Origin of the sequence: Mycobacterium sp. E2989, assembly GCF_001667595.1 — a bacterium.
Taxonomy (GTDB): Bacteria; Actinomycetota; Actinomycetes; order Mycobacteriales; family Mycobacteriaceae; genus Mycobacterium.
Window position 1 is genome coordinate 1 of the sequence record NZ_LZJX01000079.1, and the last position, 16,232, is coordinate 16,232.

Below are 16,232 nucleotides of genomic sequence, written 5' to 3' on the forward strand. Positions count from 1 at the left end.
AAAACAGCGTCGCCTGAACGGGTTCCGGCTCCACGGGCCCCCGTGCGCGAAGCCGGAAACAGCGCACACCGCCGCCCCCGCCGCCGATCGTGGTGCCCGGCCACATCTGACGAGCGGGGTCCTTGACATCCAATCGAACTATTGTTCGAATAGTTCATGCGCTGGGCGGACCAGGCTGTCGCCGTCAACGGGGAGCCCGTCGAGGACGGAGCGTTGCCGGGGTTGCAGCGGATCGGCCTGGTCCGCAGCGTGCGCGCGCCACAGTTCGACGGCATCACCTTTCACGAGGTGCTGTGCAAGTCCGCGCTCAACAGGGTGCCGGATGCTTCGGCGCTGCCCTTCCGCTACACCGTCAACGGCTACCGCGGCTGCTCGCACGCGTGCCGCTATTGCTTCGCCCGGCCCACCCACGAATACCTGGATTTCAACTGCGGCAACGACTTTGACAGCCAGGTAATCGTCAAGACCAACGTCGTCGAGGTATTGCGCCGCGAGCTGCGCCGGCCGTCGTGGCGGCGCGAAACCGTCGCGCTGGGCACCAACACCGACCCATACCAGCGCGCCGAGGGCCGCTACGCGCTGATGCCGGGCATCATCGGCGCCCTGGCCGAATCCGGCACCCCGCTGTCGATCCTCACCAAGGGCACGCTGCTGCGCCGCGACCTGCCGTTGATTGCCGATGCGGCGCAACACGTTCCGCTATCGGTCGCCGTGTCGCTGGCGGTCGGTGACGCGGACCTGCATCGCGACGTCGAACCCGGCACGCCCACGCCCCAGGCGCGGTTGGGCCTGATCGCCGCGATCCGCGAGGCCGGGCTGGACTGCCACGTGATGGTTGCGCCGGTGCTGCCGTACCTGACCGACTCGAAAGAGCACCTCGATCGGCTGCTCGGCCAGATCGCGGCGGCCGGTGCCACCGGTGTCACGGTCTTCGGCCTGCACCTGCGCGGTTCGACCCGCGGCTGGTTCATGTCCTGGCTGGGCCGTTCGCATCCCGAGCTGGTGTCGAGCTACCGCGAGCTGTACCGGCGCGGGGCGTACCTGCCGGCCGGCTACCGCGAATTGCTGCGGGGGCGGGCCGCGCCGCTGATCGCGAAATACGGGCTGGGCGGCGGTGAGCGCTCGTTCCGGCAACCCGCACCGGCGCCCGTGGAGCCGGAACCCGTTCAGGCGACGCTGTTTTGAGCTATCCGCAGGGCTTGGTCAGCGTGAACTGGTCCACCACGGTCACCGCGCCGAACGGTCCGCTCACCGCGTAGTGCGTCGCCTTGATCGAGGTGTTGCCGCCCGGATGGCCGGGGTCCACGTCGAACGCCACGAAGCCGTAGGGGTTGTCCCGATCCCGGACGGCGGACCACGGCGCGTCCTCCACGACGTAGGTCGGCGCCTTGTGCCCGAGCCCGGGATCGAAAGCGCCGACGGCGGTCAACACGCGGCAGCGCGGCTCGGGAAACAGCAAGCCGTTCGTGGGCATGGACGTGCCACCGCCGCCGATCACGACGTGCACCGTCCCCTTGGTGGAGTCGATGACGTCGTCGCGGGTGTCCACCGGCATCGGCGTGCGGGTGTCGGTCTGCAGCGTGCCGCGCACCGGGTGCGAACGCTCGTAGTGGTGTTCGTGCCCGCACAGCACCAGGTCGACCCGGTACTGATCGAACAGCGGGAGCCATTCCTCGCGGATGCCTAGGTCGGCGCCGTTGGCGGGCGCGTCGGCGGTGGAGATCGCCGTCTGGTGCATGCACACGACCACCCAGTCGATGTTCCGATCGCGTCGCGCGGCGGCGAGTTCGGCTGCCAGCCAACGCCTTTGCTCTCCTCCTGAGTAGCCGTGCACGTAGAAATTGCCGGCGTCCTGAAACGCCACGTCGTCGTTGTTCAGGCTGATCACCCGCACCGAACCGGCGGTGAACGAGTACCACAGCCCGCGGGTCTCGGGGCTCGATCCCGAGTCCGGCACCGCGAAGTAGGTCTGATAGGCGCCGTAGCCGATTGGCCCGTTGCCCCATTCGTTCTCGTGATTGCCCGCCGCCGGCATCCACGGCCGGTAGCGCGCCGATCGGGTGTTGTTGTCGAACCAGGCCGACCAGGTGCGGATCCGGTCTTGCGCGAGGTTGGCGTAGCACAGGTCGCCGTTGACCAGATTGAACAACGGTGCCATGCGCTCGATCGCCAGGGTGGTGTCGGCGGCGGCCGGTGACCCGATGTTGTCGGTGCCGTACCGGCCGTCGGGCAATCTCGCCAGCGTCGGCGTGGACTGATCGCCGAAGCTGGTGAAGCGGAACGGCTTTCGGCCCAGCGGGGCGGTTCGGACGGTCCCCATCTGCGGCTCGGCGCCGTCGTGGACCGCGGCGTACACGTAGTCGGTGTCCGGGGTCAGGTTCGTCAGGCGCGCGTGGTTCACCCGGACTTCGGTGTTCGACCTGGCGTCGCGGTAGGTGCGGGTTTCGGCCGCCACGGTGCGCCCGAGGCCCGACGTCGGCGTGCCGAGCAGCACGCGCGGGTTGCCGACGGCGCCGACGGTGTGCCAGGACACCACCGCCTCGGTGCCGGCATTGCGGCCGAATTGCAGGTGTAGCCCGCTCACCGGCGGCGCGCCGGCGCGGCCGGGCTGATACCAGAGGCCGGGCGCGGCTGGGTGGGACCACAGCAGGGCGGCCCCGCCGCCCAGGCCCGCGCCGAGGGCGGCCGAGACAGCGCCGGTCGCCAACAACCGCCGGCGGCTGATGCCGGGGGCGGGCTGTTCGGACTCGTCGGCCACCCCTGCTTCATACCGGAGCGGCGTGAACGGCGCCGCTAGTGGCGGTGCGACTCGAGCAGCGCGGCCTGGCCGGTGGAGGGGCGGCGGCCCGCCAGCCACTCTCGGGTGGCCGCGTGCGAACGCTCGATAAGCGTTGCGCCGTGCGAGAAGTCGGCCCCGGAGATGGCGACGGGGCACAGCGGCCGGATGACCCGCAGGTCCACCGTCGGCTCGAACCGCTCGATATCGCCGGCCAGGCGATGGTTCAGGGCGAGGGTCATGGCGTGCAACGCCATGTTGACCGCCGTCTTCGGCGATTCGGGCAGGGCGCACGAGTAGCCGGTCGGCAGCACCCAGACCCGGTCGGCGCCCAGCGCGACGGCGTGCGACACCGGCGTGTTGTTCACGACACCGCCGTCCATCATGTCGCGCCCGCCGACCCGCACCGGCGGGAAGACGCCGGGAATGGCGGCGCTGGCCGCGATCGCGTCGACCGCGTTACCCGACGACAGCAGGACATCGTCGCCCGAGATCACGTCGGTGGCCACCACGTGCAGCGGGATCGGCGCGTCCTCGAGCCGGGCGAACTCCAACTTCTCGGCCAGCAGCCGGCGCAACCCGACGTTGGGCACCAGGTGCGAGCGCCGGCCCAGCATGCCCATCGCGCCCGCGATCGGGTGGGTCGGGAAGATGTCTTTTCGCGTCAGCGACCTCCACAGGTCGGCCAGCCCGAGAATCCCCTGCCGGTCGGGCCGTGAGGCGATCCACCCGCCGTTCACCGCGCCCACCGACGTCCCGACGATCAGGTCGGGCCGTTCCCCCTCGTCGGCCAGGGCGAGCAGCATCCCGACGTGGATCGCGCCGAGGCTGGCCCCGCCGGACAACACGAAGGCCGTGGGCACAGATGCATAGTAGAGACCTTTTCGCACGCATAGCCTTCTCACGCGTAGCCCCGTAACGAATTGGGTAGCGTTTTCGATATGACGAACGTGCGAATAGTGACTACCGGGGTCGCGGTGGCGACGTTTGCGGCGGCCGCGGCGGTGGCCGTCACGCCCGCGACCTCCTCTGCGGATCCCGCCGGCCACCAGGTCACCTACACCATCACCGCCACCGGCAACCTCACCGGAAACGTCCGCTACATGAACACCGATCCGCCCAGCCAGGCGGCCTTCGACGCGAACTCGTCGCAGTTTCTGAACAGCGTGCAGACGGCGTTCGCCGCGGGCCAGCCGCTGGTGTACAACACAACGCTGGCCGACCCGAATCATTGGGCGTTCGTGAACGCGAGCGGCGGGTGTCACTGGCCGGACTGCGACTCGTCGAACACGCCGCAGATCCAGTGCCAGATCGCGGTCGACGGCCAGGTCGTGGTGACGCAGAGCGCCACCACCGGGGTCACCTGCTCGACGCGGCCCTGGTAGAGGCCGCACGGTTCATCGATGCACCCGTAGCGCGAGGAAGTACTCGTGCCGCCGGGCGCGGTCGACGGTGTAACCCACCGCCTTCGTCACGCCGTCGTGGTCGGACTCCAGCCAGCGCTCGGTGTGCTGGCGTTCGAATTCGGTCCACGACGGCACGGTGAACCTCTCGAGGACCGTGTCGGGCTGCTCCAGGCTGTGGTAGAGCCCCCAGCTGTGGCCCCCGGTCCGCAGCCGCGAGCGCCGCACCGCGCTCATCGCCCCGACGAACTCCTCGAGGGTGTCCGTCGCGACGCGATAGCGCACGGTCACCAGCACGGGCCCGTCGTTGGGGCACGGCTCGAACACGACCATGGGCATCGGCCAGGCCCGCGAGATGTCGCGGCTCAGCTTCCCGGTCTCCGGCCGCAACCCGAACGGGACGACGCTGAGCGCGGCGACGCCCAGCAACACCGCCGCCAGGGTCAGCGCCACGCCGAGCCCCTCGCGCGTGGCGATCACGCCCCAGAGATACGAGCCGATCGCCTGGGATCCCGTGAAGACCAGCAGGTACATTGCCAGCCCGCGGGCCCGCACCCAGCGCGGCAGGTGTAGCTGCGCCGCGGCGTTCAACGTCGTCAGCGTGATCAGCCAGGTCATCCCCGACAACACCAGGAACGGCGCGGCCGCGGCGAACGGCAGGAAAACGACCGCGAGCGTCGCGCCGCCGTACCCGGCCGCGCACGCCGCCAGGAGCGTGTTGGGCGGCAGCTTCTGGCGCAACGACGCGGGAACCGCGACGGCGAGCACCGCGCCAACACCGATGGCGCCCAGCGCCACGCCGTAACCGCCGGCCCCCAGGTGCCAGGTGTCGGCGGCCGTCACCGGCAGCAGCGCCAGCAGGGCGGAGGCGGGGAAGACGAAAACGGCTGCGCGCAGCAGGATTCGGCGGAAGATCGGACCGTTGATCACGTAGCCCAATCCGGTCAGGATCGCCTGGCCCAGGTGCTCCCGTTCGATGGGCGCGATCTGCTGGGGCCGCCGCCATCCCATCAAGGCGATGATGATGCCGACGAACGAGATCGCGTTGATCGCGAAGACCGCCGCCGGTCCCGTCACCGCCAGGACGATGCCGCCGATCGCGGGTCCGACCACGCGGGCGACGTTGACCGAGACGCTGGCCAACGTCGCGGCGGCGGTGATCTGCTCGCGCGGGACGACCTCGGGCTGGATCGCCTGCCAGGCCGGGGCCGTGATCGCGGAGGCGACGCCGATGGCCAGGGTGAACAGCAGCAGCGCCGTCGGGGTGAGCCGGCCGAAGTAGGTCAGCCCCGCGAGCGCCAGCGCCACCAGCACGGCGTAGGTCTGCAAAACGATCAGCAACCGCCGCTGATCGAACACGTCGGCCAGCGCGCCCGCGAACAACGCCAACACGAGCGTCGGCCCGAGGCTGGCGGTCTGGACCAGTGCCACGACGGTGGCGCTGCTGTGGCCTTCGACCAAGACCCATTGCGCCGCCACGCTTTGCATCCAGGTGCCGACGTTGGACACGAACTGCGCGACGAACAGGGCGCGGAAAACCGGATTCCGCAGCGGCGTCCAGACCGATACGTCCCCGCTGTCGGTGCGCTCCTGCGTCATGTCCGACATACGAGCCTTTCGCGTCGTGCGGCGGGGTAGAAGTCTAGGGCACCCGCCCGGCGCACGCATGACGGAGCGCCGTCAGGCGGCGAAGTGATGGAAAAGCCCTGCGGCTAGCCCAAACTGGGTGCGGCGAAGGTGTCGCACTGCTTGGGGTCGCCGGTCTGGTAGCCGACGGTGAACCAATGCTGCCGCTGCTCCGACGAGCCGTGCGTCCAGGACTCGGGATTGACCCGGCCGGTCGACTCCTTCTGGATGCGGTCGTCGCCCACCGATGACGCGGCCGACAGGGCGTCGGAGATGTCCTGGTCGCTCAGGGGCTGTAGGTAGGGCACGCCAGTGCTCTCCTGCTTGACGGTGGAGGCGTAGTGCGCCCAGATCCCGGCGTAGCAGTCCGCCTGCAACTCCGTGCGCACGCCGTTGCCGCCGGCGCCCTTCGCCCCCTGCTGGGCACGGCCCAGGACGCCCTGCAATTGCTGCACGTGGTGCCCGTATTCGTGGGCGACCACGTACTCCTGCGCGAAAGGCCCACCGCTGGAACCGAATTTGTCGACCAGCTCCTGGAAGAAGTCGGTGTCGAAGTACGCGGTCTGGTCCACCGGGCAGTAGAACGGCCCGACCGCGGTGGTGGCCGGTCCGCAGCCGGTGTCGACGGAACCGGTGAACAGCCGCACATGCGGCCGGGTGTAGCCCTGCATCAGCTGTTTCCACACCGCGTCCACGGAGTTGCCGGTGGCCACGACCCGGCACTGCACGTACTTGTTGGCGTCGGCCCCGGTCTTGCACTGGCTCAGGTCGAAGCCGGGCGCCGAGTAGCCGCCGGTGTTCTGCTGGGTGTTGAGCACGCGGCCCGGATCGACGCCCAACAACAGCGCCCCGACCAGGATGAGCAGGCCGAGGCCGCCGCCCCCGAGGGCCATCCCCATGCCGCCGCCGGACGAGGAAGCGGTGCTGGTGTCGATCTGCATTCCCTCGTTGAAGGACATGGAGCGCTCCTAACCTTGCTGGGTCGCGGGGTAGCGGGCGTCGGTGTAGCTGCGCAGGTTGCGCAGGAATCGGCGGAGCCCCAGGTTCAGCAGCGGCCCCACCACGAACATCGCCAGGCGCGCCGGGCCTGCGGGCTTCTGCGCCATGATCCACGTCAACCGGCAGCCCCCCGGGACGGCCTCGACCCGATAGTCCTCCGCGAACGCGGCCACCGACCGGGTCGAGCATTCGTTGAACCGAAAAGCCATGCGCGTGAACGGCTCCCAGGCGATGTACTCCTCATCACCGACAATGCCGCCGCGCATCTCGACGACGCGGGTGGTGCCCACCCCGCGCGGCTCGGGGCTGGTCCAGGTCACCTTGGTGATCACGCTCGCCCAGCGCGGCCAGGACTCCGCGTCGGCGAGCACCTCGAACAGCTGCTCGGGCGTGATGGCGAGGTCGACGCTGTTGCGGTACACGAAGGGCGCGCTGTCGACGAAGCCCAGGTCGACGCGCTCGCAGGGATGCATGGAATCAATCTAACCGGGGCCGTCGCTCGCCGCGGCCAGCAGCGGCACCACGACGTCGCTGATCGGCGTCGCCAGGTTGTGCGCCCGGCCCTTGCGGATGATCACCCCGTTGCGGATGTCCCATTCCATCGCGCGGCGGTTCTCCCGGTCGGTCAGGATCGAGGTGCTCATGTCCTCGGGAACGTGCCGGAACATCTCGGTCAGCTCGTCGACGATGCCGTCGGGCAGCCGGGCGCCCTCGGCCCGCGCGACGGCCAGGCATTCGGCGACGTAGCGCCGCGACAGTTCGGCGACGTCGTCGCGGCGGAACATCCCGGACCGCCGGCCGGACAGCGCCATGAACCCGGCCAGCGCGTTGGTCAGCAGCTTGCGCCAGGCCGCGGTGATGAAGTCGGAGTCGCAGTCCACCCGGCACCCGGCGCCGCGCAGCAGCTCGGCGACCTTTTGGGCGGACGGCCCACTCGGCAGCACCAGGGCGGCCTCGGTGCGCAGCCGCACCCATCCCTCGGGCTGGGTTTCGGCGGAGTACCAGACGATGCCCGGGACCACGGGCGACGACGGGCAGCGCGGTTGCACCTGCTCGACCTGCTCGACCCCGTTCTGCAGCACGGTGACGATCGTGTGCTCGTCACAGAGCCGGGCCAGCCACCCGGCCGCCGCGTCGTTCTGGGTGGCCTTGACCGCGAGCACCACGACGTCGACCGGGCCGGTAACCGAGCCGGGGTCGGTGTGCACGGGGCCGGGCACCACGATCGGATCCGCCCCGTCGGGCCGCAATTCGATGCCCTCCCGCGGGGTGTGCCCGCAGACCACCACCCGGTGTCCGGCCTTGTGCAGCAGCGCGGCGACCGTCGTGCCGACGGCGCCGGGGCCGACTAGTGCGATTCTCGTTGGGGGGTTGGTGGCAATAGGACCGAAACTACCTGCTCTAGACTGGTCACTCGTCCAAAGCCTGCTGAAAGGGAGTGTTTGTGCTGCGCAGCCACGCCGCCGGTTCGCTGAGAAGCAGCGACGCCGGGCAGCAGGTGACGTTAGCGGGCTGGGTGGCTCGCCGCCGCGACCACGGCGGCGTCATCTTCATCGACCTGCGGGACGCCTCGGGCATCGCCCAAGTGGTGTTCCGCGCCGAAGACGTGCTGGCCCAGGCGCACCGGCTGCGCGCCGAGTTCTGCGTCGCGGTGACCGGCGTCGTCGAGATCCGCCCGGAGGGCAACGCCAACCCGGAGATCGCCACCGGCGAGATCGAGGTCAACGCCGCGTCGCTGACCGTGCTCGGCGAGAGCGCGCCGCTGCCGTTCCAGCTCGACGAGCCCGCCGGCGAGGAGCTGCGGCTGAAGTACCGCTACCTGGACCTGCGCCGCGACGGCCCCGCCGCGGCAATTCGCTTGCGCTCCAACGTGAATGCCGCCGCCCGTGCGGTGTTGGCGGCCCACGACTTCGTCGAGATCGAGACACCGACGATCACCCGCTCGACGCCGGAGGGCGCGCGCGACTTTTTGGTGCCGGCCCGGCTGCACCCCGGCTCGTTCTACGCCCTGCCGCAAAGCCCGCAGCTGTTCAAGCAGCTGCTGATGGTGGCCGGCATGGAGCGCTATTACCAGATCGCCCGCTGCTACCGCGACGAGGATTTCCGCGCCGACCGCCAGCCCGAGTTCACCCAGCTCGACATGGAGATGAGCTTCGTCGACGCCGAGGACATCATCGCGATCTCCGAGGAGATTCTGTCCGCGCTGTGGGCTCTGATCGGCTACCGGATCCCGACGCCCATCCCGCGGATCAGCTACGCGGACGCGATGCGCCGCTTCGGCTCCGACAAGCCGGACATGCGGTTCGGACTGGAGCTCGTCGAGTGCACGGAGTTCTTCAAAGACACCACGTTTCGGGTGTTCCAGGCGCCCTACGTCGGTGCGGTGGTCATGCCGGGGGGTGCCTCGCAACCGCGGCGCACGCTGGACGGCTGGCAGGAGTGGGCCAAACAGCGCGGGCACCGCGGGCTGGCCTACGTGCTGATCGGGGACGAGTCTTCCGGAGGCACGCTGGGCGGCCCGGTGGCCAAGAACCTGAGCGACGCCGAACGGGACGGCCTGGCCGCGCACGTCGGGGCCAAGCCGGGGGACTGCGTCTTCTTCTCGGCCGGACCGCCGAAGTCCTCGCGCGCGCTGCTGGGGGCCGCCCGGAACGAGATCGCCGACCGGCTCGGCCTCATCGATCCCGAGGCGTGGGCGTTCGTCTGGGTCGTCGACCCGCCGCTGTTCGAGCCCGCCGACGAGGCGACCGCCGCCGGTGACGTGGCCGTCGGCTCCGGGGCGTGGACCGCGGTGCATCACGCGTTCACCTCGCCGAAGCCCGAGTACGAAGGCGTGGTCGACACCGATCCCGGCAACGTGCTGGCCGACGCCTACGACATCGTCTGCAACGGCAACGAGATCGGCGGCGGCTCGATCCGTATCCACCGCCGCGACATCCAGGAGCGGGTGTTCGCCGTGATGGGCCTGGACCACGCCGAGGCCGAGGAGAAGTTCGGATTCCTGTTGGAGGCGTTCACCTTTGGCGCGCCGCCACACGGCGGAATCGCCTTCGGCTGGGACCGGATCAACGCGCTGCTGTCCCGAGTGGACTCGATCCGCGAGGTGATCGCGTTCCCGAAGACCGGCGGCGGCGTCGACCCGCTCACCGACGCGCCCGCGCCGATCACCGCGCAGCAGCGCAAGGAGTCTGGAATAGACGCCAAACCGGAGAAGGTTGACCAGGCATGACTGATGCGCCGGCGACGATGCAGAGCGCAGCGATGAGGAGGAGCGGCGCCAATGACTGAAATCCCGGACACCCAGACCATCAACGCGTTCAACCAGGCCATCATCGACGAATTCCACGCGAACGGCGGCAAGGTCGGTGGCCAGTTCGAGGGCGCCAACCTGCTGTTGCTCACCACCACCGGCGCCAAGTCGGGCGCACAGCGGGTGTCACCGCTGGCGTACTTCGACATCGACGGCAAGCTGATCATCATCGGCTCCTTCGCCGGCGCCCCCGTCAGCCCGGCGTGGGTGCACAACCTGCGGGCCAACCCGGCGGCGCGCGTCGAGATCGGGACCGACGAATTCGCCGTCACCGCACGCGAATTGCCGTCCGACGAGCGCGACGCGCTCTTCGACAAGATCACCGCGGCCGCGCCCGGCTTCGCCGAATACCAGTCCAAGACCAGCCGGGTCATTCCGTTGTTCGAGTTGCAGCGCACCTAGGTTCGTGACCACCTCGCGGCCATCGGTTGTTCTCGCCGCCGCGCGTGCGGGCAACAAGCGGCTGCGGCAGGTGTGGTTCAACCTGGTGCAGACCGCGGTGGCCGCCGGGCTGTCCTGGTACATCGCGCACGACGTCCTGGCGCACCCGCAGCCGTTCTTCGCGCCGATCGCCGCAGCCGTGTCGTTGTCGACCAGTAACGTGCTGCGCGCGCAACGCGCCATCCAGATGATGGTCGGCGTAACCCTGGGGATCGGCCTGGGCAGCCTGGTACAGGCCGCGCTCGGCCCCGGCGCCGTGTCGATCGGCGTCGCCGCGTTCGTCGCACTCTGGGCCGCGGTGTTCATCGGCCACGGCCTCATCGGGCAGGGGATGATGTTCGCCAACCAGACCGCCGTCTCGGCGATCCTGGTGCTGGCGCTCTTCCACCTCGGCCTGGGCTGGGAACGCATCTTCGACGCGTTGCTCGGAGGCGGCGTGGCCATCGTCTTCGCGGTTCTGCTCTTCCCGGCCGATCCGTTGCAGGTGCTGCGCAACGCGCGCGTCGGGGTGCTCGGAGTCTTGCACGGGGTACTGACCCGCACCGCGGACGTCGCCGCGGGTCGCCGCGTGCCGGCACACGACTGGCCGCTTGCGATGGCCGACCGCGTGCACCAGCAGCTGGGCGCGCTCATCGAGGCCCGAACCACCGCCCGCCAGGTGGTGCGCGTCGCGCCGCGGCGCTGGCGGGCGCGCGGCGCCGTGCGCGCCGCCGATGAGCAGGCGATCCACGTAGTCGAACTCGCTGGCTCGGTGCTGCAGCTGGCCCGCGTCGTCGTCCCGGTTGTAGAGGGCCACTGCGACGGATCACCCCGCCCGGTGACCGCCGTCCTGGTCCAGCTCTCGGCGGCGACGGCACTGGCCGACTCGGACCCCGCTGGGGCGGCGGCCTACACCGCCGCGGCGCGCCGCGAAGCGTCGGCGATGCAGGCCGGCGCGCACGATCGGGCGGAGGTGGTGGTGGCCGACGTCGTCAGCGCCTGCGTCGACGACCTGCAGCGGGTGATCGACCTCCGGGAGGTGTGAGGAGCTTCAGCGGGAGTCGGCCAGAAACTCCTGGACCAACTTCCGCGGGGCCTGGGTCAGCCAGGCCTCGGTGATCAGCTCCTCGAGGTCGCGGACCGAGATCGCCGACAGATTGACCAGCACCGCCGGATAGCCGTCGAAATGCGGGGTGGTGAAATACACGGCCGGCTCGTCGGCGATCAACCCGAACTTGACGCCCTCGTCGGACACCCGCACGCCCAGGATGTCGCCGTCGGGCGGTTCCGACCCGCCGTGCGCCAGCGCCTCGCGCTCGGACGGGCGCAGCGGCCGCTCCCAGGCCAGCAACTTCTTGCCGACCCGCCAGTCATGCGGTGACGGCTCCGAGGTGAGTGCCAGCTCATTCACGATGCGGGCGACGTCGTACCACGTGGCCACAATTCGATTGTGCTCCCGGTTTGGCACGAGTGCCGCTGTATTGGCAAACGGTTTCGCGGCGCGAACGGCGCGCAACCGCCCGGGGTGTGATGTGATCAGGCTTGTGCCTGAAGCTGACGCCGGGGTCGCGCGCCGCCATCGCGTCACCCACCGCACCGAGTACCGGTACTCCGACGTCGTGACCAGCTCCTACGGGCGTGGCTTCCTCACCCCGCGCGACTCGGCACGGCAGCGCTGCATCGCCCACCAGCTGACCATTGACCCCGCGCCCGCCGACGTCTCCACCAGCGTCGACGTGTACGGCAACATCAGCTCGTATTTCCACGTCACCGAGCCGCACCACACCCTGATCGTCACCAGCGACTCCATCGTCGACGCGTATCCGCCCGCGCCGGGGCGCTACACCAGCGGCCCGGCGGTTCAGCCGTGGGAGGCCTCCCGGCCGACGGGGGGCAAGGGGGCGCTGGCCGTCGAGTTCACCTTGGACCTGATTCCGCCCGAGATCACCGACGAGATCCGCGAATACGCGGCGCCCAGTTTCGCGCCGGGGCGCCCGCTGGTCGACGTGCTGCGCGACCTCACGTCGCGAATTTTCACCGACTTCACCTACCGCTCGGGGTCCACCACGATTTCCACCGGGGTAAAAGAGGTTCTGGCGGCCCGGGAGGGGGTATGTCAGGACTTTGCACGGCTGGCAATCGCCTGCCTGCGCGCCAACGGTCTTGCAGCCAGCTACGTGTCCGGCTACCTGGCCACCGACCCGCCACCGGGGAAGGATCGAATGATCGGTATTGACGCCACCCACGCCTGGGCGGCGGTGTGGACACCGCAGGAGCCCGGCCAGTACGAATGGCTCGGGCTCGACCCCACCAATGACCAGCTGGTCGACGAGCGCTACATCATCGTCGGACGCGGCCGGGACTACGCCGACGTGCCGCCGCTGCGGGGCATCATCTACACCGATTCCGAACACAGCGTGATCGACGTCGCGGTCGACGTGGTGCCCTTCGAGGGAGATGTGCTCCATGCGTGACTTCAACTGCCCGAACTGCGGCCAGCGACTGACGTTCGAGAACTCCACCTGCTTGAATTGCGGCAGCGCGCTGGGGTTTTCGCTCGAGCAGATGGCCCTGCTGGTGATCGCCGAGGAGAACGCCAGCGAGCACGCCGGTTTCGTGGATGCCGCCGAGTACCAGCTGTGCGCCAATCTGCAACTGGCCGAATGCAATTGGCTGGTGCCCGTCAACAACCCGCGGCTGCTGTGCACGTCCTGCGCGCTGACCACCGTGCGGCCCAACGACGCCGACACCGCCGGCCTGGCCGAGTTCGCCCGCGCCGAGGCGGCCAAGCGGCGGCTGATCGCCGAGCTGCACGAGCTCAAGCTGCCGATCATCGGGCGCGACGAGGATCCCGAACAGGGATTGGCCTTCCACCTGCTGTCCAGCGCGAAGGAGAAGGTGTTCACCGGCCATGACAACGGCGTGATCACCCTGGACCTCGCCGAGGGCGACGACGTGCACCGCGAGCAGCTGCGGGTCGAGATGGAGGAGCCGTACCGCACCCTGCTCGGACACTTCCGGCACGAGATCGGCCACTACTACTTCTACCGGCTGATCGCCCCGTCCAGCGACTACCTGGCGCGCTTCAACGAGCTGTTCGGCGATCCCGACGCGGACTATCAGGAGGCGCTCGACCGCCATTACAGCGAGGGCGCACCCGAGGGCTGGCAGGAGAACTTCGTGTCCTCCTACGCCACCATGCACGCCGCCGAGGACTGGGCCGAGACGTTCGCCCACTACCTGCACATCCGCGACACCCTGGACACCTCGGCGTGGTGCGGCTTCGCGTCCGCGTCGGCGACGTTCGACCGGCCGGCGTTGGGGCCCAGTGCCTTTCAGACGATCATCGACATGTGGCTGCCGCTGTCGTGGTCGTTGAACATGGTGAACCGGTCGATGGGCCACGATGACCTGTACCCGTTCGTGTTGCCGGTCGCGGTGCTGGAGAAGATGAAGTTCATCTACACCGTGATCGACGAGATGACCTCCGACGCGCGCGGGCCCGCAGCCATCGCGGGTTAGGCTGGGCGATGTGCTTTTCCATCATCGCCGATCTGGTGGTGGGGACCGCCCTCGTGCCGGTCGCGGTGGCGAGCCTGCGCGAGGTGAAGCACTGGCGTGAGGTGCCTTTCGCCTCGCTGCCGGCGGTGTTCTCGGTCCACCAGTTTCTCGAGGCGGCGGTGTGGCCGAATCGCTTTGTCTCCGCCGGAATGGCCGACTTCGCAATGCACGCCTACGTGTTCATCGCGCTGCCCGTGCTTCCTTTACTGCTCCCGCTGGCGATCCTGATGCTCGAGCCGCGCGGCGCGCGGCTACGGGTGGCTCCCTTCGCGGTGCTCGGTGCGGTGGTGTCGGCCTACCTCGCATTCGTCGTCCTCGCCAAACCGGTCGGGGTGACGAGGTGCCCGCACGTGCTGGAATACCAGACCGCCTCCCGCGACAGTTATCTGTGGGCGGTGCTCTACATCATCGCCGTCATCGGGCCGGCCCTGATGTCGGGCTATCGCTCCATTGTGGTGTTCGGTTTGGCAAACCTGGTGGGGCTGGTCCTGGTCGCGGTGCTCTACCTGCAGGCGTTCGCGTCGCTATGGTGCATCTACGCCGCCGTGATGTCGGTCCTGGTGCTGGTGCACATGGTGCGCCGGCGCCGAATGCCCGATCCGCACCGATACCGGGGTGTCGGCCCGGACCGGGCGGTGCCCGTTCGCTCTTGAAATCCCTTGTGTCACTTTAGCTTCAAGCGTCACAAGTCGGCCGTTTTTGTCGGTGGGGGTTTTTAGAGTTTGAGGCATGGACGCCAGTCGTGAGGAGATCGTCGAGGTTTTCGACGCGCTCGACGGCGACGTGGACCGCCTGTGCGCGTTGTCTTTTGACGTGCTCACCACCCCCGAACGGTTGCGCGCCTTGGAGTGCCTGGAGCGCGCGTACCGCAGGCTGCGTACCCCCCACCACGCGTTGATCAACCAGCTCGATGCGCAGGCCAGTCCCGAAGAGTTGGGTGGCTCGTTGCGCTCGGGTCTGGCCGACCGGTTGCGTATCACCAAGGCCGACGCCGCCCGGCGCATTGAGGAAGCCCGCGATCTCGGGCAGCGCCGGGCGCTGACCGGCGAACCGTTGCCGCCGAAATTGAGCGCGACCGCGGCCGGCCAACGCGCGGGACTGATCGGCGACGCGCACGTCAACGTGATCCGCGGCTTCCTGGCCCACCTGCCGGCCGAGGTCGACGCGTTGACCCGCCAGGCCGCCGAAGCCGATCTGGCCGCCAAGGCCGGCGGGTATCGGCCCGACGAGTTGGCCAAATACGCCCGGCGGGTGATGGACTGGCTGCACCCCGATGGGGATTTCAGCGACGCCGAGCGGGCCCGCAAGCGCGGAATCACATTGGGCAAGCAGGACTTCGACGGTATGTCGCGCCTCAGCGGCCTGGTGGCGCCCGAGCTGCGGGCCGCGATCGAGGCCATGTTGGCCAAGCTGGCCGCCCCCGGGGCGTGCAATCCCGACGACGAGACCCCGGTGGTCGATGCCACCCCCGATGAGGATGCGGTGCGCCGCGACACTCGCAGTCAGGCGCAACGCAACCACGACGCATTCCTGGCCGCCCTACGCGGCCTGTTGGCGTCGGGGAATCTGGGTCAGCACAACGGGCTGCCCGTGTCGATCGTGGTGACCACCACCTTGCAGGACCTCGAGGCCGCCGCCGGCAAGGCCCTGACCGCCGGCGGCACGCTGGTGCCGATGTCGGATGTGATCCGCTGGGCCGGTCACGCGCACCATTATCTGGCGATCTTCGACAAGGGCCGGTCACTGGCGCTGCATCACACCAAACGGCTGGCGTCCCCCGCACAGCGAATCATGTTGTACGCCAAGGATCGTGGCTGCACGCGGCCGGGCTGTGATGCGCCGGCCTACCACAGCCAAGTCCACCACGTCCGCGGCTGGACCACCACCCACCGCACCGACATCGACGACCTCACCCTGGCCTGCGGCCCGGACAACCGGCTCGCCGAAAAGGGCTGGACCACAAGGACCAACGCCCGAGGCGAAACCGAATGGCTACCCCCGGCACACCTGGACCGCGGCCAACCCCGAACCAACAGCTTTCACCATCCCGAGAGATTCCTCCGCGACACCGACGACGACGAACCCGTTTGACGTAAAGGGATCTTCATCGCGGCGACCCGCTTCGCCCGGCTGCGCC

Annotated in this window: 16 protein-coding genes; 9 read left to right on the forward strand and 7 right to left on the reverse strand. The window is 69.2% G+C overall.

Features of this window, described 5'->3' with window-relative positions; all coding sequences use genetic code 11:
• Positions 1-156: 156 nt before the first annotated feature.
• Complete coding sequence (locus tag A5680_RS14005; protein WP_067820247.1) at positions 157-1,185, forward strand: Rv2578c family radical SAM protein; 1,029 nt, start codon at positions 157-159, stop codon at positions 1,183-1,185.
• A gap of 1 nt (position 1,186) precedes the next feature.
• On the opposite strand, the gene A5680_RS14010 is transcribed toward A5680_RS14005, so the two are convergent.
• Both A5680_RS14010 and A5680_RS14015 read right to left on the reverse strand, forming a co-directional pair.
• A complete protein-coding gene (locus A5680_RS14010) occupies positions 1,187-2,758 on the reverse strand; it encodes a metallophosphoesterase family protein (RefSeq protein WP_067820250.1) in 1,572 nt (523 codons plus the stop codon).
• A gap of 35 nt (positions 2,759-2,793) precedes the next feature.
• Positions 2,794-3,639: a patatin-like phospholipase family protein gene (locus A5680_RS14015; RefSeq protein ID WP_055400928.1), complete on the reverse strand. Its 846-nt coding sequence runs from the start codon at positions 3,637-3,639 to the stop codon at positions 2,794-2,796.
• A gap of 78 nt (positions 3,640-3,717) precedes the next feature.
• On the opposite strand from A5680_RS14015, the gene A5680_RS14020 reads away from it, so the two are divergent.
• Positions 3,718-4,161 (forward strand): hypothetical protein, encoded by a 444-nt coding sequence (locus A5680_RS14020; protein ID WP_055400930.1) that lies wholly within the window; start codon positions 3,718-3,720, stop codon positions 4,159-4,161.
• A gap of 12 nt (positions 4,162-4,173) precedes the next feature.
• Here A5680_RS14020 and A5680_RS14025 read toward each other — a convergent pair whose 3' ends face one another.
• The 4 genes from A5680_RS14025 to A5680_RS14040 form a co-directional block, all read right to left on the reverse strand.
• Complete coding sequence (locus tag A5680_RS14025) at positions 4,174-5,778, reverse strand: MFS transporter (RefSeq protein ID WP_082955995.1); 1,605 nt, start codon at positions 5,776-5,778, stop codon at positions 4,174-4,176.
• Between the two features lie 113 nt (positions 5,779-5,891).
• Positions 5,892-6,764, reverse strand: a complete 873-nt coding sequence (locus A5680_RS14030) for a neutral zinc metallopeptidase (protein ID WP_055400932.1) — start codon at positions 6,762-6,764, stop codon at positions 5,892-5,894.
• A gap of 9 nt (positions 6,765-6,773) precedes the next feature.
• A complete protein-coding gene (locus A5680_RS14035) occupies positions 6,774-7,277 on the reverse strand; it encodes an SRPBCC family protein (protein ID WP_055400934.1) in 504 nt (167 codons plus the stop codon).
• A gap of 9 nt (positions 7,278-7,286) precedes the next feature.
• Positions 7,287-8,186 (reverse strand): oxidoreductase, encoded by a 900-nt coding sequence (locus A5680_RS14040; protein WP_197499792.1) that lies wholly within the window; start codon positions 8,184-8,186, stop codon positions 7,287-7,289.
• Between the two features lie 56 nt (positions 8,187-8,242).
• Between A5680_RS14040 and aspS the strand changes: the two genes are divergently transcribed.
• From aspS to A5680_RS14055, 3 genes are read left to right on the forward strand one after another with little or no spacing between them, the layout of a single operon-like run.
• Positions 8,243-10,033, forward strand: a complete 1,791-nt coding sequence (gene aspS, locus A5680_RS14045) for an aspartate--tRNA ligase (protein ID WP_156675114.1) — start codon at positions 8,243-8,245, stop codon at positions 10,031-10,033.
• Between the two features lie 51 nt (positions 10,034-10,084).
• Positions 10,085-10,516, forward strand: coding sequence for a nitroreductase family deazaflavin-dependent oxidoreductase (locus tag A5680_RS14050; protein WP_055400936.1), 432 nt, complete (start codon positions 10,085-10,087; stop codon positions 10,514-10,516).
• Positions 10,517-10,520: 4 nt separating this feature from the next.
• Complete coding sequence (locus A5680_RS14055) at positions 10,521-11,579, forward strand: aromatic acid exporter family protein (RefSeq protein WP_055400938.1); 1,059 nt, start codon at positions 10,521-10,523, stop codon at positions 11,577-11,579.
• Between the two features lie 6 nt (positions 11,580-11,585).
• Here the strand turns inward: A5680_RS14055 and A5680_RS14060 are convergent, their stop codons facing one another.
• On the reverse strand, positions 11,586-11,975 hold the full coding sequence (locus A5680_RS14060) for an MmcQ/YjbR family DNA-binding protein (RefSeq protein WP_055400940.1): 390 nt from the start codon (positions 11,973-11,975) through the stop codon (positions 11,586-11,588).
• Between the two features lie 91 nt (positions 11,976-12,066).
• Between A5680_RS14060 and A5680_RS14065 the strand changes: the two genes are divergently transcribed.
• The 4 genes from A5680_RS14065 (at position 12,067) to A5680_RS14080 (ending at position 16,186) form a co-directional block, all read left to right on the forward strand.
• Positions 12,067-13,008: a transglutaminase family protein gene (locus A5680_RS14065; protein WP_231633863.1), complete on the forward strand. Its 942-nt coding sequence runs from the start codon at positions 12,067-12,069 to the stop codon at positions 13,006-13,008.
• Entirely contained in the window at positions 13,001-14,056 is a 1,056-nt protein-coding gene (locus A5680_RS14070; RefSeq protein ID WP_055400956.1) for a putative zinc-binding metallopeptidase, read from the forward strand. Before A5680_RS14065 ends, A5680_RS14070 begins: the two co-directional genes overlap by 8 nt.
• Before the next feature lie 8 nt (positions 14,057-14,064).
• The gene (locus A5680_RS14075) at positions 14,065-14,748 is read left to right on the forward strand and encodes a DUF6629 family protein (protein ID WP_067820256.1); all 684 of its coding nucleotides are present in this window, start codon (positions 14,065-14,067) and stop codon (positions 14,746-14,748) included.
• A 76-nt stretch (positions 14,749-14,824) separates the two neighbouring features.
• Positions 14,825-16,186 (forward strand): HNH endonuclease signature motif containing protein, encoded by a 1,362-nt coding sequence (locus A5680_RS14080; RefSeq protein ID WP_067820258.1) that lies wholly within the window; start codon positions 14,825-14,827, stop codon positions 16,184-16,186.
• Positions 16,187-16,232: the final 46 nt, after the last annotated feature.

Bases quoted from the DNA above. Each gene is read 5' to 3' on its own strand.
- A5680_RS14005 (WP_067820247.1), top strand. From the start codon at position 157: ATGCGCTGGGCGGACCAGGCTGTCGCCGTCAACGGGGAGCCCGTCGAG.
- A5680_RS14020 (WP_055400930.1), top strand. From the start codon at position 3,718: ATGACGAACGTGCGAATAGTGACTACCGGGGTCGCGGTGGCGACGTTT.
- A5680_RS14025 (WP_082955995.1), bottom strand. From the start codon at position 5,778: ATGACGCAGGAGCGCACCGACAGCGGGGACGTATCGGTCTGGACGCCG.
- A5680_RS14030 (WP_055400932.1), bottom strand. From the start codon at position 6,764: ATGTCCTTCAACGAGGGAATGCAGATCGACACCAGCACCGCTTCCTCG.
- A5680_RS14035 (WP_055400934.1), bottom strand. From the start codon at position 7,277: ATGCATCCCTGCGAGCGCGTCGACCTGGGCTTCGTCGACAGCGCGCCC.
- A5680_RS14050 (WP_055400936.1), top strand. From the start codon at position 10,085: ATGACTGAAATCCCGGACACCCAGACCATCAACGCGTTCAACCAGGCC.
- A5680_RS14070 (WP_055400956.1), top strand. From the start codon at position 13,001: ATGCGTGACTTCAACTGCCCGAACTGCGGCCAGCGACTGACGTTCGAG.
- A5680_RS14075 (WP_067820256.1), top strand. From the start codon at position 14,065: ATGTGCTTTTCCATCATCGCCGATCTGGTGGTGGGGACCGCCCTCGTG.
- A5680_RS14080 (WP_067820258.1), top strand. From the start codon at position 14,825: ATGGACGCCAGTCGTGAGGAGATCGTCGAGGTTTTCGACGCGCTCGAC.